We start from the raw sequence: 16,101 nt of genomic DNA, 5'->3' as shown, positions 1-16,101 counted from the left end.
AGTGAATCTTCCCTGTAGGGGGGAGCGTGATCATCACCTACTCAGATCATTGATAGGCGGCGGAATGTTCATTTAGTACAGTCATGGTGGCTCCTTGCTTGTTTTGCTCAAGGTAGCGCAAACGTACGGTTACTTACGCATCTGTAATTGCCCTTTTGGGGTGCGTAATTTTCCTCGTGTCCCACCGCTGATTGGTAGTCATGACAGCGATTCCTCTCCTGGGACCTATCCCTGTGCTCTCCAGATACCTATCCTTGTGGGACGTAGCTAAGGATTATTTTCGTTGCTTTATTGTTTTGGCGGGGATGTAGGAATTTATAGTCCAATCATTGTGGGACCTGAGTGTCGATTATTTCTTTTGATGGGATTGTGACGGTAAATTTCTAGATTATTGTGGGATTTTGCCTGTTTGTAGTGCATGAGGGCTGATGTACTTTCACATGTGAAAGCCCATGGAGCAGCACGCGGTGGGCTGTGAGCAAGAGCGCTTTTGGGTTGCTTTTCGATACGCCAGTTGTATGAGGCAGCAAGTTGAAATCTCAAAGTGGCTTTTAGATGGTGTTTTGGCGAGATAAATAACAGACCCGAGAACGATGGTACCGACATCAATGTCGGTGCCATGGCTGGTTCAACTGAGTTAGTCACGCTATTTGTCTTTTTTGAGTATTGCCTTGAGAGCTGCAATATTAGCAAGTGCGCCTTCGGATTCTTTTAAACGGCGGCGTTGCTGGGCAAAGCGGTCAAACTCCAATTTCGCCTTATCATCTGCGTCTTTCTTAGTGATTTTTCCTGCTCCGCTCAACACATCTCTATCATTAAAACTTAAAAACTGATCAAGCTTATCGGCCCAGTCTTGCAAGAACACTTGTTTGCGGCGTAACGCCTGGTCTTCGGCAAAGTCCAACCACATATTGACGATGCGATTGAGCTCTTTGATTTCGTCTTCACGCAGATAGTTTTTGGCGATGGTGACATCGGTCTTACGCACTTCATCGCCTTTATAGCTGGTTAGCCCCATATCTGGCTTACTGGCATCCACACGACTAGCAATAAGCTCAGCGGCCGTCATGTGTGTACAGGCATAATGCAGCTTGTTCTGAATGGTTTGAAAGAAGCGATTAGTTTCTTGGTTGGATGGCTCGTAATCAGCTGCCATGGTAAAGATTTCTTTGACTCGCAGATAAACACGACGCTCACTGGCTCGAATGTCGCGAATGCGTTCCAGCATTTCATCAAAGTAATCTGGCACCGCAGAGTGACCAACGGGCGGGTTCTTCAAACGCTCGTCATCCATCACGAAGCCTTTGATCAAATACTCTTGTAACAATCGCGTGGCCCATTGGCGAAACTGTGTACCACGCGTCGAGCGAACTCGGTACCCTACCGCAAGAATTACCGGGAGACTGTAGTGTCGAATATTGCGTTTGACTTCTCGACCACCCTCTAATTGAACTTGTAAGTAATCCTTACAAGTTGAATTTTGCTCAAGCTCCCCTTCAGAATAGACAGCCTTGATATGCTGAGTGATGGCCTGTGAGCTCACTTGGTAAAGATCTGCCATTGCAGCTTGAGAAAGCCACAAGGTATCTGACTCAAAGCGGCACTCTACGCGAGTTTTGCCATCTCCACTGGTAAACAGGACAAATTCACCATGCGGAGCTTGGGGGATGTTATCTGTCATTCAATTAACCTTATTGCGTTATTGATGAGTTTTATCATCTTTAAACCATGATGATTACAGAGCCGATCATGGTGTATTGCTGCTCACTATCCTGTTGGAGCGCCGACATCAAACGCTGATTATGGTACCGTCATCAATGTCGGCACCATGGTGTAATGCTATGAATTTTAAATGTTTTTAATTCATTTCATGGCTGGATAAATAGCGCTCAATTGTACGTTCACTGATTTCAAACAATTCCATGACTTGTTGCTTAGTGAACACCGCTTCACCATTAAACTGAACACCACCTAATGCCAAGTGTTGCTCTGCTTTTTGCAAGGCGTAACGGTTATTTAAAATGTTTTGTCTGTCATGCAAAGACTCAGTGAGATCTTTAGCCATGCTGAGCCTCCTGTGCTTCAGTTATTGGTTTAACGGTTACTTGGCCGTTCATTAGCATTGGTAGAAGCCAATCTCTCAGGCCTGCTAACTCTGCATTCTCTTTAAGTTTTTTCTGCCTTTGTTCTTGCAAAGGAGAAACAAACTGGAAAAACTTCTCAGCTAGATCTTTAGGAGGCATCACTACGTTGTAATTACTGACGAATGAGTCGAATAACAGATTCTTAATACCACTAGTTTTCCCTTCCCAACCAAACAAAACACCATTTTCGTACAGGCTTTGCCACTGGTATGCGAAGTTATAGAAATAGCTCTTATCTATAAGGTCTATTGCTTTGCAGAAGTTGGAACAGATCAGAGGATAGTCAAATCTTTCTAAAACATGTTCTGTAATAAAAGCCATTCGACCAGTAGATTGAGTGGGGCTACCACCTGAGATTTCGATAACAAAGTCAAATGGAGCAAGAATCTTGTGATCATTCTTTTTAAGTATAAATCGGTTAGGCGCATCGACATTTCCTTTACCATTAATGCCGTTAATATCTGCACCTCTTATACAATCAACCTGAAGTGTGTAGTTACCTTGCTTGGTTTCTTTTCCCCAATCACCAGCTTTATCTGAACGAATCCAATCAGATATTGCATTAACGTGCCAGTCAGCTGGAATTTCCTGCTTCAAAACAGGGTCATAAACCATCTTTCCGCCAGAAGATTTATAAGGTTTTCCATTGGCATCTGGGAAATCAAACTGCACGAACCAGTAGTCATAAAGCGTTTTTGCCATCGCGTCTAATTCGGCGATGATACAGTTGTTTAGATTTACTTTATCATTCAATAGATAAAGTAAATCTCCAGCTTTAACTTGCTCATCAAACGCAGGTAGAAGTAAGTCTAAATATGAAAAAATAGCCTCATTCAAGCTTGCTCGTAGAGTCATGACTGCATTATTAGTCATTGTTTTTCTGAACATTGGGCTTCTGAGATAAAACGCCATAAATTTTGAGTAGGTTATATCAGTTTGCGTTGGGCGAAGGCGCTTCAAAAATCCACTATAAGATGCATTTGGATAATCTTTTGTTGCTACGCAACTCATAGCAAGTTCGTCAATAACTTCACTAGTACGGGTCAGAAAAATATCTCCTTTTTTGATAGAGTAAGTTTCTTTTTCCTTTTCAGACGTTGACATTAAATCAGTCAGTTCATCTGGCACAAAGTAGTTATTGAATACTGTAGAAAATGATAAAAATGGACTGCCATGTCCAGCTTGCTCCTTAGTAGAAGAAATGCCGGAAGACATAGTGTACAAATCACAGAATCGATGCTTTTTTAGGTTATTCATATTTCAATCCCGCTAACTGCCTTTTAATCTCATTTTCAAGATCGTGAGACTGACCAAATAGACTATCCAAACTTCTGTTAAAGCTTTGCATCTTTTCAAAAAATTGCTCAGGTGTTATATCGACATATTCAACTTTTACATCAAAGTATTGCCCTGCACTTAGGCTGTAATTTCTTTTTTTAATATCGTCGTAGCTCACTGCCACCGATAAATCTTCTTCAGTCCATTTGTTGTTAAATGTGTCAATGATTTGCTGTTCTTCTTCTGGTGTCAGAACCGTCTTTTGATTCTTACCTTCTTTGACCTTTTGCCCCAGGTTTGATGCATCAACCAGCACCACTTTGTCTTTGTTACTGTCATCAATAAACAGAATCGATACGTTGGTACCTGTGGTCGCGAAGATATTGGATGGCATGGAGACCACACCCGCCAGCATTTTGTTATCCACCAAGTACTGTCGGATCTTTTTATCAATGCCTGATTGGGCTGTAATAAATCCAGTAGGTAGTACAACAGCAGCTTTTCCTCCAGGTTTCAGAGAATAGATAATGTGCTGAAGAAATAGTTGATAGATCGCCATTGATTCCACTTTCTTTTTAGGAATAGTAGGAATGCCTGCAAAGAAGCGATTTTTATTCTCTTTACTATCTAATTCATTTCTATAACCACTAAAATCTAGTTTAAATGGTGGGTTAGATACAATGTAATCAAACTTGCGAAGCCCGCCATTTTCCTTGTGGTGAGGATGACGAAGAGTGTCACCTTCAATCACGTTAGGGATTGAATGCACTAAGTTGTTCAAAATCAGGTTCAAACGCAGTAGGTTTGATGACTTCTTCGAAATATCCTGGGTGTAGATGCTACAACGCGTTTCACCGATGGCATGGGCGACGTTCATAAGGAGGGTCCCAGAGCCCGCTGATGGGTCATAACAGCTAACATTGCGCACCGTACCTTGCTGGTCTTCAGGCACCAAAATTGCGGCCATAATGCGTGCTACTGCATGAGGGGTGTAGTACTCGGCGTATTTACCGCCAGAGTTGCTGTTGTAGTCTTTGATCAGGTATTCAAAAATGGTGGCGTAGAAATCAAACTTCTGATTAAAGATACGCTCAAAACTAAAATCAATCAGTTTGTTGATGATCGCTTTACAGAAAGCATCACGCTTGGAAACGGTCACATTTTCACTGATGCGGGTAAACAGTTGTACTTTCTCGCCTGTGTCCGTCATTACTGCAAATACATCGTTATTGCTGATGGCGATGTCCATCAAGGTATCATCAAACAGCTGAGCAAACCCAGGCTTGTCCTGTTGGTTGAACAAGTGACTGATGAAATGATGTGGTTTGAGACGAGCAGTGTCAGCACCCATCTGGATCTGGAGCATCTCGAGATCTTCTTCACTCATTTCAATCAGCGCTTCTTCCCATTTTTCCGCGCTGGCGATTTTTTCGTCTATTTTTTTTGCTTCATAGGCGAACTTATCGTTCAGGAATTTGTACAAAAAGACCTGAGTGATGATCTCAAACTCCCCGGTACTGTTGCCTAAGCCATTGGTTGCACAGATGCTTTTCAGGCTATCGATAAGGGTTTTTGTTTTTTCTCTAAATTCTAGTTCGACCATGGTTTGTGTACTGCCTTAGTTGGTGTTCTTACCAGGATTGGCTACCTGTATTAAATTCTTTTAGATATTCTGCGACGACAAGGTGGTTTACATAACGAACTGCTTCCGCATTCAAGGGAATGCTCTGTTGTTTGATAAAGCGGTTATGAACCTTTGGTAGCAGATGCCGTTCAAAATAGCTTTCGTTATCGAGAACGGAGGTGTTGTCGAGTACTTGGCTATCTGCGTCTTCTTTGACTCCGAGCAGGGCCTCAAAAATCTTTCTTTCAGAGTCTGTAATGTCGCGTCGTTCTTGTTGGCGTTCGTATAAACGCTTGTGTAAACGCGCATACTTGGCGTCACCTAGGTACTTCTGACGCAATTGGTTGTTCTGTCGGTTCAACTCTTTCACTCGTTGGTGAATTTTGTTGAGCGCATCGATGTTGGCGACCATTTCATCTTGTGTGACTTCACTGAGATTCTTTTTCTTAAACAATCGCTCTAGTTCATCTTTCAGGTTGATGAATTTCGGGTCTTGTTGGTCAAAGTTACTTGCCAGTGCTTCGCGTGTTTGGCGCAGTGTATTCTTTAACTGGTCAGCCAAAACCAGCTCTTCTTCACCGACCTTAACAAACTTGAAGATGACATCTTCTAAGGCTCGGTGCAGCAGGTGTGTGGTGTCTGTGCCTTGTTCAAGATCTTGCTTGAGGTTGAGTAAGTCCAAATGATTGCTGGTTTCGCGGTAAAGCACGTTTAGCTTGGCAAAGTCCAGTTCATCAAGGAAGTCGTACTCACCTTGCAGGCGAATAAGGTTATACAGGCTTCGTGCATCAGCTAGGGCATTTTTAAGCGCTAAGACAGTTTCTCTGTCTTGTATCTGGCTGATTTGATCACAGAAGGTCTCCATGTTGTCGATATCAAAGCGGAACAACACATCTTTAATGTGTTCTATCTCTTGTTTGATCTCTTCCTGTGATTTGAATAGCTTGGAGTAGCTTTCGATTTCGTCGCCCAACTCTGACTGTAATTCGTCAAAGTAAGCTTTGTTAGTTGCGTCAAACTCTTTGCGGATGTCTGCGAAATCAACCACATAGCCATAACGGAAGTCTTTGTATGTGCGGTTGACGCGTGTCAGTGCTTGTAGCAAGTTATGTTTGCGGATCACGCGGCCAAGGTAGAGTTTCTTCAAGCGTTTAGCATCGAAGCCTGTGAGTAGCATGTTGTAAACAAACAGTAAGTCGATTTTTCCTGCTTTGAAATCTTCAACCCAATCTTTGCGTTCTTGTTTTGTGCCGACATCATGCAAAATCAGCGCAGCATTGCTCACTTTGTGGGCTTGCTTGGCTGGCTCCATGCTCGCCGTTTGAACGTAAGTTGGGATCGGTTCTGCTATCGATGTTGCTTGCTGAAGTTCCGCGCTGTCACTGCTGAACAGGGGCTTTGAGGCGTACACAGCATTAAACAGCTCAAACATTTTCTTTGCTTGGTCTGAGCTATCGCAAATGATCATACCGCCTATAGTTGCGTCATTTAGCGTGCCGCGACTCTTTTCGAAGTCGCTAATGATGTAGTCCAGCATTGGCTCAACAAAACTTTGATGTGCGTATATTTCTTTGCGGTCTACATCGCCCATTTTTACTTCAGCTTCTTCCAGCGCTTGCTGAAGCGTCATTTTGTAATTGGTCGCGATCTCTTCACGAATTAAGCGCAGTGTATAGCCGTCGGCAATGGAAGCATTGTAGTAATACTTGTGAATGTAATCGCCAAAAAGAACTCGTGAGTTATAGTCTTCACCCAGTAATGGCGTACCCGTTAAGCCTATCTTGATAGCGTTGCTATCAGACTGAGTCAGGTTGGCTAGAAAGCTACCTTTCGGGTTATAACTGCGATGAACTTCATCCAGGAAGTAAACACGTTGGATGGTGACGTTATAGTCTTGCGTTGAAATAACGTCGGGGTCATCTTTAAACTTCTGAATGTTGACGACGGTTATTTCGGCTTTGCCTGAGTGGTTGTGAATCACTTGTGTGGCTTTGATGTCACGCGTGAACGCTTCACGGGAGTTTATGGTATGAACAATCAAGCCGCGTGCAGTGAACTCTCGCTGTGCTTGTTGCAGCAAGTCTAGTCTATCGACGATAAAATAGAACTTTGGAATGATTTCTCGTTTTTGGAAGTAGTCCGTTAAAAACCCAACGTTGTAATAGGTTAACGCAGTTTTACCACTTCCTTGGGTATGCCAAATAATCCCTTTACGAACCCCTTCGTTTAGCTTTCGCTCAATAGCTTTGGTCGCAAACATCTGTGGGTAGCGCATGATGTGTTTTTGCAGGCCATCACTCTCTGATACGTAGACCAATGCATAGCGTAGAACAAAGGACAAACGCTCTTTGCTGAGTAAAGAGGTACAGATTCGGTTGGTTGGGCGGCTGGGCTCTTTGTTGCTCAAAAACTCCGGGTTGCTGCGGATCACTTCTAAGTTGTTGTCTTTGAGTACTGACAGCTCTTGCTCATCAGTTAGTGGTTTTAAAAGCGCAGTGAGATCTAACACTTCTTCTTCACGAAAGTAGTTAAACACTGGCTTGTCATATGAACTGCTCGCGTAAAACGCACCTTGTACTGGCTCTGGATCACCATCGACGTAGTCCATGTTATTGGAAAAAATCATGAACTGAGTGATGTTAGCAAAGCGCTTGAATTTCGGGTTTTGAAAACGTTTATTGATGCGTTCTCTTTCCGCGATGATACCGTCTCGGTTGTTAGGCTTTTTCACCTCAATAAACACCAGCGGCATGCCGTTGATTAACAAGATAATGTCAGGACGAAATTCATCGTCTCCGTTTTTGTAGGTTAGCTCAGTAACGACATGGAAGCTGTTGTTGGAAAAGTTCTCGAAATCGATAAGCTTAGTGCCAGATCGAGCATTCAACTTATTGAAAAAAGCTCGGCCTAAGTCTTGGTTATCCAGAGAGAGTTTCACTTCTTCGAGCAAACGGGCAACGTCATCAGATGTGATGTCGGGATTGATACGGCTGACCGCTGAGGAGAATAATTCCGGGAAGATATTTGTATCCTTGTCCCAGTGTGTTCCTTTTAGGGATAAGTACTCATAACCCAAACGCATGAGATGTAGGATCGTTGGTATTTTTACTCTTGAATCTTCTGTGAAGCTCATATCAGTCCTTCGTTATTGTTTTTATTGATCATTCTCTGGTGACTGTTCTAAGAGCTCACCAACTTGACAATTAAATAGCACGCACAGTTTGTCGATGGCTTCTAAGTCCACTTTTTGTGCTGTTTCTTTATACAGAAGTGTCACTGTGTTGCGGCTTAAACCCGTTTCACGAATGACATCCGCTATTCTTAATTTGCGCTCTCCCATCAAACGGGCGAGGTGGCATTTGATCATGTGTTCCTATCCATGCAGGCATTCTGAACGTAGGTGCAACTATAACAGAAATGCCAGCCAATGGTTAAAAATTAGAGTTGAAATGAAATTATTCGAGAGGAGATATAGCTGGTGTTGCTTGTCTATAGGGAGGGATTGCTGAAAACACACTTTCACAAGTGAAAGTGAGGATCTAATCACTATGCGTTATGGTAAGCAACTTAACGCATTAGCGGGTTACTTAACGCATAGCGCTTTGTGGTTTGGTGAATAACGCTGAAGCAACGCCTAATCCCATTACCGCCTCATTATCTGCTTCTGTAATTCTAAATCATGAATTCGACTGGCTTCTTTTCACGCGAAACTGCCCAAAATGGGCCTGAGCACCGCGCGCCTTTGCGTTGCTCACCGCTCGAACTTTATTGAAGTAGGAGCTTTGTGTGTTGCGAGATAACGCGGTATCACTTTTGGTTTTCGCTTCATTGGTTAGGTAATACTAAAAACCCGTCTAACCAGTCTTTATCCAGCTCATCAAAACTAAGATCATGTTTTCCGCAGTAGAACCGCAGGTGTTTACGAGCTGAAAGCCAGATCGAATGGTTGGAGGTTGAGGTGGTTTGTTCTTTGATATCAATTTGCCGTTGAAAGTAATCAATGAAGCTAGCTGAGCGCTTGGTTCGATCCTCAAAACCATGCTTTTGGGATTGCCACTCAACCAGTCGTTTACTCCTAATGGTTTCGGCGAGAAGCATGTGTTCTTTGTTGTGTTGGCGCTGGGTGGGTGTTTTAGGTTTTTCATAGACAAACAGATCTAGCACTTCGTGTTCACGTTTTCGCTGACGAGATCCGTTTGATTTAATGGTATAACCGTGGTCATAAATGAGACGCAATGTGCGCGTTCCATCTGCTTTAAGTGTTCGTTTTTCAATGGAAATTTTCATTTTAGCCCCCAATTGGTCCCCAATACGGCACTTATCATGTCATTGGGGGCCAACTGGGGACTAGATTTGGCAATTAACGGCAATAGATGGAAACAAACGGCAAATGACGATCTAATAAAATCAGTGTGTTATCTACCGTTGCTTGCTGTTATTTTCCGTTATTTGCCCACTTTACTTCCCGATACAGAAAGAAGAGAAAATACGACCGAGTAGGTCATCAGAACTAAACTCGCCAGTGATCTCACTGAGATGCTGCTGGGTGATGCGTAGCTCTTCAGCTAAGATTTCTCCGGCCATGTAACCCTCTAGTTGCTGCTGGCCTATGTCCAAGTGTTCAGCGGCTCTGTCTAGTGCTTCTAGGTGGCGACGTCGAGCCATAAAGCCTCCCTCATGCCCACCAGCAAAGCCCATACACTCTTTGAGGTGTGTGCGCAGAGATTCAACCCCCGCTCCTGTTTTGGCTGATAGACGAATAAGAGTAGGATCATTGACATGACATATACCCAGTTCCTCACCCGTTTGATCGGCTTTATTGCGGATCACCGTCATACCAATATTGTTTGGTAAACGATCGACAAAATCTGGCCAGATTTCGATCGGATCGGTGGCATCGGTTGTCGTACCATCCACCATAAACAGTACGCGATCAGCTTGACTAATCTCTTCCCATGCTCGTTCAATACCGATTTTCTCTACCTCATCAGATGCGTCACGTAGACCTGCTGTATCGATGATATGAAGAGGCATACCATCGATATGAATGTGCTCTCGAAGCACGTCACGCGTCGTACCGGCAATGTCCGTTACGATGGCAGATTCTTTACCTGAGAGTGCATTGAGTAAGCTTGATTTCCCCGCATTTGGTCGGCCTGCAATGACAACTTTCATCCCTTCGCGCATGATCGCACCTTGATTGGCTTCTTTACGGACCGCAGCAAGATTGTCGATAATCGTTTGTAAGTCGGCAGCAACTTTGCCATCAGCTAAGAAGTCTATCTCTTCTTCTGGGAAGTCAATTGCAGCCTCAACATAGATACGCAAGTGAATCAAAGATTCGACTAATGTGTTGATTCGTGACGAGAATGCGCCTTGAAGCGACTGTAACGCTGATTTTGCTGCTTCTTCTGAACTTGCATCAATAAGGTCAGCGATGGCTTCTGCTTGTGCTAGGTCTAGCTTATCGTTGAGAAAGGCGCGTTCAGAGAACTCACCAGGACGTGCTGTTCGTATCCCTGATATTTTTAGGATACGTTTGATCAGCATATCCATAACGACTGGCCCACCATGCCCTTGAAGTTCTAATACATCTTCTCCGGTAAACGAGTGGGGATTTGGGAAAAACAGCGCAATACCTTGATCAAGTTGGCTACCATCTTCGGCGGTAAATGGCAGGTATTCCGCGTATCTAGGACGAAGTTCTTTGCCGGTAATTTCCAGCGCAACCTTTGATGCCAATGGGCCGGATACTCGAATAATGCCGACGCCACCACGACCAGGGGCGGTTGCTTGAGCAACAATGGTATCAGTTGTCATAAATGTGCCTGTCTTATTTGTATGCCGATAGTGGCAAATCATGTTTAGCTGAATTGTAATCAGCTCAAATAAAAAAGGCGACCTTTAGGTCGCCTTTCACAGTTAATTCCGCTTAAAGGTTACTTAGAGTGTAAGCCTTTTTTCTCCAGTGCTTTGTAGATAAGCGACTGTTGAATCAGCGTTACTACGTTCGATACTAACCAGTAAAGAACCAAACCTGATGGGAAGAACAGGAAGAAGAAGGTAAACATAACCGGCATGAAGGTCATGATCTTCTGCTGCATCGGATCCGTTACTGTGGTTGGGCTCATCTTCTGAATCATGAACATAGATGCCCCCATCAGCAGTGGCAAGATGTAGTACGGGTCTTGGGCTGAAAGGTCTGTGATCCAACCAAAGAATGGTGAATGACGTAGCTCTACAGATTCCATTAGCGCCCAGTACAGTGCAATGAAGATTGGCATTTGTAGAATAAGAGGTAAACAGCCACCAAGTGGGTTCACTTTCTCTTTCTTATACAGTTCCATCATCTCTTGGCTCATACGCTGACGGTCATCACCGATGCGTTCACGCATTGCTTGCAGCTTAGGCTGAAGCATACGCATTTTCGCCATAGACGTGTATTGTGCTTTAGTTAGTGGATACATCGCACCACGAACAATAAACGTCAAACAGATGATTGCGACACCCCAGTTACCAACAAAGCTTTGGATAAATGAAAGTAATGAGTGTAGTGGTTTAGCAATAAACCATAGCCAACCGTAATCCACTACTAGATCTAGATTTGGTGCAACTTCAGCCATCTGGTCTTGAAGTTTAGGACCAACCCAAAGTGTTGCTTTAAGGTTAGCACTGTCACCATCTGCAATGGTCTTATTCGGCATGCGAACACCGATGTCACCAAGATTACCGATTACACGTGTGTAAAGGTTAGTACCTGGCTCATTGCGTGGAATCCATGCTGATGCGAAGTAGTGTTGAATCATGGCAGCCCAACCTTGGCCGTCAACTAGGTTGAGAGACAGGTTGCGATCTTGCATATCTTCGAAGCTGTACTTCTTGTAACGAGTATCTTCTGTTGAGTACGCACCACCACGGTATGTTGGCATTGTGATGCTGCCACCAGCGTCAAGTAGATTTTGACGTAGGTGAGCGTACATACCGAATGTCGCATTGTTGCCTGACTTGTTGACGATATCGTATTCAACGTCAACAGCGTAGCTGCCACGTTTAACAATGAATGTCTTCGTGTACTCAAGGCCATTGGCAGTAAATGTCATTGGAACGCGTAGTTCGTCCTGGCCATCAGTTAGAGCGAAGCTATCACCGTTTACTGCATATAGAGGGCGGTTAGTGCTGCTAAGGTCGATACCTTGAGGACCAACTAGACCACTCTGAGCAATGAACTGGTGTCCTGGCTCGTTTTTAAGCAGTACGAATGGATCCGATGAATCCAACTCGTTTGAGTATTGGTTAAGGTCTGCCTGAATAACATCACCACCAACCGTATCAATCGACAGAGTCAATACATCAGTTGTCACGGTAATCATTTTAGCAGAAGCTTGCTGCGCTGGAGCTGGATCTAGCTCGTCCGCAAAAGATGGTGCAGGTAGAGTACTGCTTGATTGAGCCTGCTCAACCGGCTGAGGCGTTGGATTCTTTGCAACTTGCCATTGCTGGAACAATAAGAAAGAAACCAGTGCTAGCGCGATTAACAGGATATTACGTTGAGAATCCATCGTTATTTATCTCTGTCTTGTTTTTGGACTGGTGGAACGGGGTCATACCCCCCTTCATTCAAAGGATGGCATTTTAATAGACGTTTGCTTGATAACCAACACCCTTTTACAAAACCGTGAGCTTTCAACGCTTCAATGGCATAAGTAGAACAGGTTGGAGTAAAACGACAACGCGGTCCAATAAGCGGACTAATTAGGCCTTGATAGAGACGGACAAATCCGATCGCTAACCACGTGAAGGGCGAGACAGACGCTGCCATAACTTATCAAATAGTTTGAATATTTCTTCATTGCTCAAATCTTGCGCGCTTTTCTTGGCAATAACAACAAAATCTTTGTTAGCAAGTTGATGTTGATTGTTACGAAAGCTTTCACGAGCAAGGCGCTTAAAACGGTTACGACCTACTGCGGTTTTGATCTGTTTCTTGGGAACGGCTAAACCTAGTCGAGGATGAGATAGGCTATTTTTACGAGCAATGATGGTGAAATGAGGTGAGCCAGCTCGATGAGCTTGCTGAAAGACATTTTGATAATGCTCGGGAGTTAACAAACGTAACTCCCGATTGAACGTGTACGTATTCAAAATAAACTAATGATTATTTTGATAGGCGCGCACGGCCTTTAGCACGACGTGCATTAATTACTTTACGACCGTTCTTAGTTGCCATGCGAGCACGGAAACCGTGAGTACGCTTGCGCTTTAGAACTGTAGGTTGAAAAGTGCGTTTCATGATAATTACCTTTACTGATCAGTAGTTTTAGGTCAATGTTAACCCGGCGTGGGCGCTTAACGTCTTCTTTATATATAAAGAGGACTAACCGACGCCTCTCAACAAAGAGGCGGAATTGTAATCACAGTCACACAAAGTGTCAATCTCTGTGCGAGTGCTAAATTCCGGCCGAGCGATTATACGTAGTGTGAGCAAAATCTCAAGGATCGATCGATCCTTGTTGATGATCTTTACTCAGCGCCTACCTGTCGTAGGAACTTTTGCAAACGAGGATCTTGTGGATTAGTGAAAATATCCTGTGGAGAACCTTGCTCAACAATTGTTCCTTCCGCCATAAAGATCACTCTATCAGCGACCTCTCTAGCAAATTGCATTTCGTGTGTCACCACCAGCATAGTCTGGTGTTTTGTCGCTAAGTCCTTCATTAAATTAAGAACTTCGCCAACCCATTCGGGATCAAGTGCTGATGTTGGTTCATCAAATAGCAGCAGCTCTGGTTGAAGTGCCATAGCTCGACCAATACCCACACGCTGTTGTTGGCCCCCTGAAAGCGCAGCTGGATAACTATCGCCTTTATCGCCTAGGCCGATATCATCGAGAATCTGCTGAGCGCGCTGTAGTGCATCACTCTTCTTCCAACCGCGCACGGTAACTAAGCCTTCAGCAATGTTCTGTCTCGCTGTCATATGCGCGAATAGGGCATAGTTTTGGAATACGAAGCCTGTTTTACGTCGTAGAGCCAATACTTCTGATTTAGAGTGTTTTTCAGCGTTGACGCTGACATCATCGATGGTAATGATGCCTTTGTCCGCATTCTCTAAAAAGTTTACAGTGCGCAAAAGCGTCGATTTTCCTGTGCCACTCGAGCCGATAATGACAATGATCTCACCCCGGTTGATCTCAATATCAATGCCTTTTAATACTTGTGTATCACCAAAGCTTTTATGGATGTTCTCTAATTTGATCATCTTACGTATGCCTTATTCAATTTAGCTTCAGCCCAGATTTGAATGCGAGTCAGGATAACCACGACACCCCAGTAGATTAGCGCTACCGCCAAGAAGGCTTCAAAAAATCGGAAACTCGATGAGGCTTCCATTTGCGCCTTAGCCATGATTTCAGCCACACCTAAGGTAAAAGCAAGCGAGGTTGATTTAATCATATCGATGAAGTAGTTCATTAGTGATGGTAGTGCTACGCGTGTCGCTTGCGGTAGGATGATACGGCGCATCGCTTGAGTCGTCGTCATGCCGACTGACAAGCTAGCTTCCATCTGACTGCGATCGATACCAATGATGGCTGCTCGAATGCTTTCGGCCATATATGCAGCGAAGTGTAAAGTTAAGCCGATGACCGCTGCACTAAATGCATCTAACCCAACTAACCATGGGAAGACTTGAGGTAATCCGTAGTAGAGCAGAAACAACTGCACCAATAGAGGCGTACCGCGGAAGAAGCTAATATAAAGCTGGCTCAGTTGATCGAGAACCGGGATGCGAAACACGCGAATATTGGCCAGAATCACGGCAAGGAACAGTGAAAATACCAGTCCCCATGTCGCCATTTCCATGGTTGTGCCTAAATACTTAAGCAGTATCGGCATCAGATCCAGCATGTAATTAAAATCGAATCCCATAAACGTGTCCCATTGATTAAATAAATGACGGCATTAGAAAAGCAAAACCCACTGCAAATGAAGGGAGGCAGTGGGTTAAGGTGTCCTATCTCAGATGAGATAGAGAGTATACAGGCTTACTGAGTAATGTCAGCGCCGAACCATTTTTGAGAGATTTTCTCTAGAGTACCGTCAGCACGCATTGCTGCAAGCGCTTGGTTTACTTCAGCTTGAAGCTTTTCACCCTTTTCGTTATTAACGAATGGCCAAGCGTTTTGAATGGTTTCGAATGGTTGGCCAGCAAGTTCTAGCGGCAGGCCTGTTTTCTTGATCAGTTCAAGTGCTGACAAGCGATCCATGATAAACGCATCAGCGCGACCTAAAGCAACATCGTGTTCGATACCTGTATCGTAAGTTTTGATGTTGATCTTGCCATCTTTATCGTAAGCACGCAGCAATTGCTCAAAGTTTGAACCAAGGTTTACTGCTACTGTTTTACCCGCAAGGTCTTCGATACCTTTAATGCTATCGTTACCTTTGCGAATGGTGATTTGAGCACCGTCTACCACGTATGGGTCAGCAAAAAGGTATTTTGCTTTACGTGCATCAGTCATAGTGATTTGGTTAGAGATAGTATCAATGCGCCCCGTCTCTAGCAGACCAAATAGACCAGAAAAGTTAGCTGTCACATATTCTACGTTGTAGTCGTTGCGTTTGCCGATTTCATCCCATAGATCGACTTCAAAGCCTTGTAACTTATCTTGCTGAACAAAGGTAAACGGGAAGTAACGACCCGACATGCCAACTTTTACTTCAGTAGCAGCTTGTACAGTAGCCGCAGAAAGCGCGATAGCTGCAACGGCAGCCTTAATCCAGTTTTTCATTTTACAACTCCACATGATTATGGGGATAAATACTACTGTTAGTTTAGATGAATAGATAAATAACCAAGAGAAATAAACTAGAAACTAGAGTAATAAGCTGTCTGTTTTTCCATCAGTGGTGGAAATTATTGGTGAATAAAGACACAAATCAGCATGAAATCAAGCGAAGAGAAAACGCTTAATTCACAGACTTATCACCAACCCAAAGATCAAGCCAATATTGGAGATATGTGGATCAATGTGTGAGTAAAAATGGGGCAGGTTGT

The 16,101-nt window shown here is 43.9% G+C and carries 14 protein-coding genes and 1 pseudogene; all 15 read right to left on the bottom strand.

Features of this window, described 5'->3' with window-relative positions; genetic code table 11:
* Positions 1-646: 646 nt before the first annotated feature.
* A complete protein-coding gene (rhuM, locus tag DA100_RS15000) occupies positions 647-1,681 on the bottom strand; it encodes a RhuM family protein (RefSeq protein WP_138972870.1) in 1,035 nt (344 codons plus the stop codon).
* 177 nt (positions 1,682-1,858) lie between these two features.
* Positions 1,859-2,065, bottom strand: a complete 207-nt coding sequence (locus DA100_RS14995; protein WP_031858028.1) for a hypothetical protein — start codon at positions 2,063-2,065, stop codon at positions 1,859-1,861.
* Positions 2,058-3,401: a restriction endonuclease subunit S gene (locus DA100_RS14990; protein WP_138972869.1), complete on the bottom strand. Its 1,344-nt coding sequence runs from the start codon at positions 3,399-3,401 to the stop codon at positions 2,058-2,060. Before DA100_RS14990 ends, DA100_RS14995 begins: the two co-directional genes overlap by 8 nt.
* On the bottom strand, positions 3,394-5,025 hold the full coding sequence (locus DA100_RS14985; protein ID WP_138972868.1) for a class I SAM-dependent DNA methyltransferase: 1,632 nt from the start codon (positions 5,023-5,025) through the stop codon (positions 3,394-3,396). Before DA100_RS14985 ends, DA100_RS14990 begins: the two co-directional genes overlap by 8 nt.
* A 28-nt stretch (positions 5,026-5,053) precedes the next feature.
* Complete coding sequence (locus tag DA100_RS14980) at positions 5,054-8,179, bottom strand: type I restriction endonuclease (protein ID WP_138972867.1); 3,126 nt, start codon at positions 8,177-8,179, stop codon at positions 5,054-5,056.
* A gap of 21 nt (positions 8,180-8,200) precedes the next feature.
* Complete coding sequence (locus tag DA100_RS14975; RefSeq protein WP_000588506.1) at positions 8,201-8,413, bottom strand: helix-turn-helix transcriptional regulator; 213 nt, start codon at positions 8,411-8,413, stop codon at positions 8,201-8,203.
* Positions 8,414-8,801: 388 nt separating this feature from the next.
* A pseudogene (locus DA100_RS14970) lies at positions 8,802-9,333 on the bottom strand (phage integrase SAM-like domain-containing protein); the annotation flags it as partial.
* Between the two features lie 171 nt (positions 9,334-9,504).
* Positions 9,505-10,866 carry a tRNA uridine-5-carboxymethylaminomethyl(34) synthesis GTPase MnmE gene (mnmE, locus tag DA100_RS14965; RefSeq protein ID WP_138972866.1) on the bottom strand — a complete coding sequence of 454 codons (1,362 nt, stop codon included), beginning with the start codon at positions 10,864-10,866 and terminating at the stop codon, positions 9,505-9,507.
* A 119-nt stretch (positions 10,867-10,985) separates the two neighbouring features.
* A complete protein-coding gene (yidC, locus tag DA100_RS14960; RefSeq protein WP_138972865.1) occupies positions 10,986-12,605 on the bottom strand; it encodes a membrane protein insertase YidC in 1,620 nt (539 codons plus the stop codon).
* Between the two features lie 2 nt (positions 12,606-12,607).
* Positions 12,608-12,865 carry a membrane protein insertion efficiency factor YidD gene (gene yidD, locus DA100_RS14955; RefSeq protein WP_138972864.1) on the bottom strand — a complete coding sequence of 86 codons (258 nt, stop codon included), beginning with the start codon at positions 12,863-12,865 and terminating at the stop codon, positions 12,608-12,610.
* Complete coding sequence (rnpA, locus tag DA100_RS14950) at positions 12,832-13,155, bottom strand: ribonuclease P protein component (RefSeq protein ID WP_239928257.1); 324 nt, start codon at positions 13,153-13,155, stop codon at positions 12,832-12,834. The genes yidD and rnpA overlap by 34 nt, the downstream gene beginning before the upstream one ends.
* Positions 13,156-13,201: 46 nt before the next feature.
* A complete protein-coding gene (gene rpmH / locus DA100_RS14945) occupies positions 13,202-13,336 on the bottom strand; it encodes a 50S ribosomal protein L34 (protein ID WP_005378825.1) in 135 nt (44 codons plus the stop codon).
* A 230-nt stretch (positions 13,337-13,566) separates the two neighbouring features.
* On the bottom strand, positions 13,567-14,304 hold the full coding sequence (locus tag DA100_RS14940; protein ID WP_138972862.1) for an amino acid ABC transporter ATP-binding protein: 738 nt from the start codon (positions 14,302-14,304) through the stop codon (positions 13,567-13,569).
* Positions 14,301-14,972 carry an amino acid ABC transporter permease gene (locus DA100_RS14935; RefSeq protein WP_138972861.1) on the bottom strand — a complete coding sequence of 224 codons (672 nt, stop codon included), beginning with the start codon at positions 14,970-14,972 and terminating at the stop codon, positions 14,301-14,303. The genes DA100_RS14940 and DA100_RS14935 overlap by 4 nt, the downstream gene beginning before the upstream one ends.
* A 116-nt stretch (positions 14,973-15,088) precedes the next feature.
* Positions 15,089-15,835: an amino acid ABC transporter substrate-binding protein gene (locus tag DA100_RS14930; protein ID WP_138972860.1), complete on the bottom strand. Its 747-nt coding sequence runs from the start codon at positions 15,833-15,835 to the stop codon at positions 15,089-15,091.
* Between the last annotated feature and the right edge of the window lie 266 nt (positions 15,836-16,101).

This window comes from Vibrio sp. Hep-1b-8, from assembly GCF_006124995.1.
Lineage (GTDB): Bacteria > Pseudomonadota > Gammaproteobacteria > Enterobacterales > Vibrionaceae > Vibrio.
This window is presented reverse-complemented; position numbering and strand designations above follow the sequence as displayed.

Coding starts and splice junctions, on each gene's coding strand:
- rhuM (WP_138972870.1), bottom strand. CDS start 1,681: ATGACAGATAACATCCCCCAAGCTCCGCATGGTGAATTTGTCCTGTTT.
- DA100_RS14995 (WP_031858028.1), bottom strand. CDS start 2,065: ATGGCTAAAGATCTCACTGAGTCTTTGCATGACAGACAAAACATTTTA.
- DA100_RS14990 (WP_138972869.1), bottom strand. CDS start 3,401: ATGAATAACCTAAAAAAGCATCGATTCTGTGATTTGTACACTATGTCT.
- DA100_RS14985 (WP_138972868.1), bottom strand. CDS start 5,025: ATGGTCGAACTAGAATTTAGAGAAAAAACAAAAACCCTTATCGATAGC.
- DA100_RS14980 (WP_138972867.1), bottom strand. CDS start 8,179: ATGAGCTTCACAGAAGATTCAAGAGTAAAAATACCAACGATCCTACAT.
- DA100_RS14975 (WP_000588506.1), bottom strand. CDS start 8,413: ATGATCAAATGCCACCTCGCCCGTTTGATGGGAGAGCGCAAATTAAGA.
- mnmE (WP_138972866.1), bottom strand. CDS start 10,866: ATGACAACTGATACCATTGTTGCTCAAGCAACCGCCCCTGGTCGTGGT.
- yidC (WP_138972865.1), bottom strand. CDS start 12,605: ATGGATTCTCAACGTAATATCCTGTTAATCGCGCTAGCACTGGTTTCT.
- yidD (WP_138972864.1), bottom strand. CDS start 12,865: ATGGCAGCGTCTGTCTCGCCCTTCACGTGGTTAGCGATCGGATTTGTC.
- rpmH (WP_005378825.1), bottom strand. CDS start 13,336: ATGAAACGCACTTTTCAACCTACAGTTCTAAAGCGCAAGCGTACTCAC.
- DA100_RS14940 (WP_138972862.1), bottom strand. CDS start 14,304: ATGATCAAATTAGAGAACATCCATAAAAGCTTTGGTGATACACAAGTA.
- DA100_RS14935 (WP_138972861.1), bottom strand. CDS start 14,972: ATGGGATTCGATTTTAATTACATGCTGGATCTGATGCCGATACTGCTT.
- DA100_RS14930 (WP_138972860.1), bottom strand. CDS start 15,835: ATGAAAAACTGGATTAAGGCTGCCGTTGCAGCTATCGCGCTTTCTGCG.